Below are 3,899 nucleotides of genomic sequence, written 5' to 3' on the forward strand. Positions count from 1 at the left end.
GGGCGACGTGACGAATTTGGCGTTGAGATAACCAGTGGCGTAGACCAAAGCTGGCGATGAAGGCGATTAGAAAAACAATTGTGAATGTCATGAGATGATTATAGATATGAGTGAAAAAATAGTTATCCCAGCAGTTAAGACGGCGCCAGCCAGTGAACACCTGATTTGGGTGGATATGGAGATGTCGGGCCTAGACCCTGAAAAAGAGCGTATTTTGGAGATTGCCGTGATCGTCACCGATGCGCATCTCAATACCATTGCTACCGCCCCTGTTTGGGTAATTCATCAGGAGGATGCCCTATTGGATGCAATGGATGCATGGAATAAGGGTACCCACGGACGTTCTGGACTGATTGATAAGGTCAAGGCTTCGACTATGGATGAAGCGACTGCTGAAGCAGAATGTATCGCTTTTCTAAAGAAATACCTCAAGCCTGGAATTGCTCCAATGTGTGGCAATACGATTGGCCAAGATCGACGCTTTATGGCCAAGTACATGCCAAAACTAGAGGCATTCTTTCATTATCGAAATATTGATGTATCTACCCTTAAGGAGCTTTGTAAGCGCTGGCATCCTGAGTTGGTAAAGGGTTTCACGAAGAAGCAAGCTCACACGGCCTTGGCGGATATCGAAGAGTCTATTGAAGAGCTCAAGTACTACCGAGAAAAATTTATTGTGCCTTTACCGGAGTAATTCTGCTTCCTAGTATGGGCAATGTAAAAAAGGTCTATTACTAGACCTTTTTTTATCAACTCAGGAGAATGCATTACTTCTTGACGGCACTTTTGGGTCGATAGACTTTAATAACGGATTCATGGGTTTGGATAATGGGGCCGCCAAACAGTTCAATACAGTAAGGTACTGAGGCAAAAATACCCTGCACAATGGGTTTACCTTCAGCATCTTTCAGGCCTTCGAGCGTCTCTTTAATGGATTTTGGCTGACCTGGAAGGTTAATGACGAGGGCAGTATGCCCCTCGATCTCTCGCAAAACAGCGGTTTGTCGGGACAAAATCGCCGTAGGTACAAAACGTAGGCTAATTTGGCGCATTTGCTCGCCAAATCCGGGCATTTCCCGGGTCCCAGCATCCATGGTGGCCTCAGGGGTGACATCTCTCCGAGAGGGGCCTGTACCGCCTGTGGTGAGGACTAAATCACAGCCAAGATCATCGGTAAGCTCCACGATGGTTTCAGTGATGACTTCTCGCTCATCGGCAATCAGGCGCTCATGAAAGACATAGGGTGTGCTGAGGGCGCTTTCTAGCCAGCCTCGGAGGGCGGGAACCCCTTCATCTGTATAAATGCCTTTACTCGCTCTGTCAGAGATCGAGATTAGGCCGATTTTGATTTCGTCAGGGGAGGATCGTTTCCAGGCTTCGGTATGCTTCATGTTTCTATTCTAGCTATTATTAAGACATGTTTACATACTCATCAAACCAGTTTCAAGAAATCATTGATTTCATGCTCACGGATGCCAAAAGGCGGGGTGCCTCAGATGCGGTGGCAGAGGTTTCTGAAGGTCAGGGTCTTTCAGTTACCGTCCGTAAGGGTGAGGTTGAGACCATAGAGCAAAGCTTGGATAAGCAGGTTGGAGTAACGGTCTTCTTGGGGCATCGCCGCGGCAATGCCAGTACCAGTGATTTCTCCAAGGACTCTTTAAAAGCTACGGTTGAGGCTGCGTACCATATCGCTCAACATACGGCGGAAGATTTATGTGCCGGCCCTGCTGAAAAAGAACTTCTCGAAAAACATCCACTGGATCTCGACTTGTTTCATCCATGGGATTTGGATTCGGCAACTGCAATCGATATTGCACGCACCGCCGAAGGGGCTGCCTTTGCGGTGAGTAAGCAAATTCAAAATAGCGATGGGGCATCGGTATCTGCCCATCATGCACATTTCATGATGGGGACTAGTCATGGGTTTATGGGGGGTTACCCATTCTCTCGTCACTACATTTCATGTGCACCAATTGCAAATGAGGGTGGCAAGAAGTCGCTGATGCAAAGAGATGACTGGTATTCCAGTTCGCGCATCCCACAAGAGTTGGCCGATCCAGCTTCGATTGGTAAGTACGCAGCAGAGCGCGCACTTTCACGTCTTAAGGCAAGATCACTAACCACTCGCCGTTGCCCTGTGATTTTCGAGGCACCTTTAGCGGCTGGACTCTTAGGTGGTTTAGTGCAGGCTGTTTCTGGTGGTGCTCTATATCGTCGCTCAAGTTTTCTATTGGATAGCCTGGGTAAGCAAGTATTACCAAAACACGTTAGTCTCTTTGAGAATCCTCACCTAAAGTCGATGACTGGTAGTGCACCGTTTGATGAAGAGGGTGTAAAGACAACGGCAAGAACAGTGGTCGACAAGGGTGTCTTGCAAGGCTATTTCTTATCCACTTACTCTGCCAGAAAACTCGGCATGAAAACTACTGGTAATGCTGGTGGCTCTCATCACCTGACAATACAAAGTCGCAAGACTCCTCAGGGTGGATTACCCGCACTCTTGGAAGCAATGGGTACGGGCCTCCTAGTTACTGAGCTCATGGGCCAAGGCGTGAACTACGTCACTGGCGATTACTCTCGCGGTGCTTTTGGTTATTGGGTAGAGAACGGTGAGATCCAGTACCCGGTTGAGGGAATTACGATCGCGAGTAACTTGCGCGATATGCTGATGGATATTCAGATGATTGGTAGCGATTCACTCATTCGTGGAACAAAAGAAACCGGCTCCATCTTAATTGGATCAATGACGATTGGCGGTAAATAAAGTAATCGCAATCTGAAAACACCAGACAACAAAAAATAGAGTCAACAACACAAAGCAAAAATATTTTGGAGGAGAAGAAGATGCAAAGACGTTCCTTTTTAAAGAAGGCAACTATTGGTGCGGGTGCAGCAGCATTAGCTACTCCGTCTATAGCGCAGAGTTTGCCAACCTTGAATTGGCGTTTGGTCTCGAGCTTTCCTAAATCATTGGATACTTTAATTGGCACACCGGAAGTATTTGCTAGCGCCTTGCGCAAAGCAACTGATGGCAAGTTCAACGTCAAAGTATTTGCTGCGGGCGAGGTGGTTCCTGCTTTGCAAGTATTGGATGCCGTTCAAAATGGTACGGTAGAGTGTGGGCACACTGCCAGCTATTACTACTTAGGTAAGAACAGCGCTTTTATTTTTGATACTGCGGCGCCCTTTGGTATGACAGCGCGTCAGCAATCCGCTTGGATGTTGCATGGCAATGGTATGAAGTTGATGCGCGAACTCTATGCTAGTTACAACGTAGTGAACTTCATGGGTGGGCAAACTGGCACTCAGATGGGTGGCTGGTTTCGCAAAGAAATTAAATCGCCAGAAGATCTCAAGGGGCTTAAGTTCCGTATCGCTGGATTTGCGGGTCAAGTGCTTGCGAAGTTGGGTGTAGTGCCACAACAGTTACCTGCTGGCGAAATTTATTCAGCTCTAGAAAAAGGCACGATTGATGCTGCAGAATTTGTTGGTCCTTATGATGATGAGAAGTTAGGCCTAGCCAAGGTTGCTAAAAACTATTACTACCCCGCATTTTGGGAGGGCGCAGCGGGCCTCTCATTCTTGGTAAATAAGAAGCAATGGGATTCATTGCCGCCAGCATACCAAGCAGCATGGCAAGCAGCCTGTTTTGAGGCTCACACTGATATGTGTGCCAAGTACGATGCCTTGAATCCACCGGCGTTACAACGACTGGTTCAAGGTGGCGCAGTATTGCGCAAGTTCAATGCCTCAGTTATGGATGCCTGCTTCAAGGCTAGCCAAGAAACCTACGCTGAGGAATCTGCCAAGAACCCTCAGTTCAAAAAGATCTTTGAAGACTATCGCGTCTTCAGAAACATGGAAGCGCAGTGGTTTAATGTCGCAGAACAGGCATTTGC

4 protein-coding genes are annotated in these 3,899 nt (G+C 47.6%); 3 read left to right on the plus strand and 1 reads right to left on the minus strand.

Annotated elements, in window-relative coordinates; genetic code table 11:
- Positions 1–106 precede the first annotated feature (106 nt).
- On the plus strand, positions 107–694 hold the full coding sequence (gene orn / locus B7Y67_RS12495) for an oligoribonuclease (RefSeq protein ID WP_215301548.1): 588 nt from the start codon (positions 107–109) through the stop codon (positions 692–694).
- 73 nt (positions 695–767) lie between these two features.
- Here orn and mog read toward each other — a convergent pair whose 3' ends face one another.
- On the minus strand, positions 768–1,391 hold the full coding sequence (gene mog, locus B7Y67_RS12500) for a molybdopterin adenylyltransferase (RefSeq protein ID WP_293598929.1): 624 nt from the start codon (positions 1,389–1,391) through the stop codon (positions 768–770).
- Between the two features lie 26 nt (positions 1,392–1,417).
- Between mog and pmbA the strand changes: the two genes are divergently transcribed.
- Together pmbA and B7Y67_RS12510 are read left to right on the plus strand one after the other, a co-directional pair.
- A complete protein-coding gene (gene pmbA / locus B7Y67_RS12505; RefSeq protein WP_293598930.1) occupies positions 1,418–2,764 on the plus strand; it encodes a metalloprotease PmbA in 1,347 nt (448 codons plus the stop codon).
- 80 nt (positions 2,765–2,844) lie between these two features.
- On the plus strand, positions 2,845–3,899 hold a 1,055-nt coding region (locus B7Y67_RS12510; RefSeq protein WP_293598931.1), incomplete at its 3' end, for a TRAP transporter substrate-binding protein.

The organism is Polynucleobacter sp. 35-46-11, assembly GCF_002281105.1.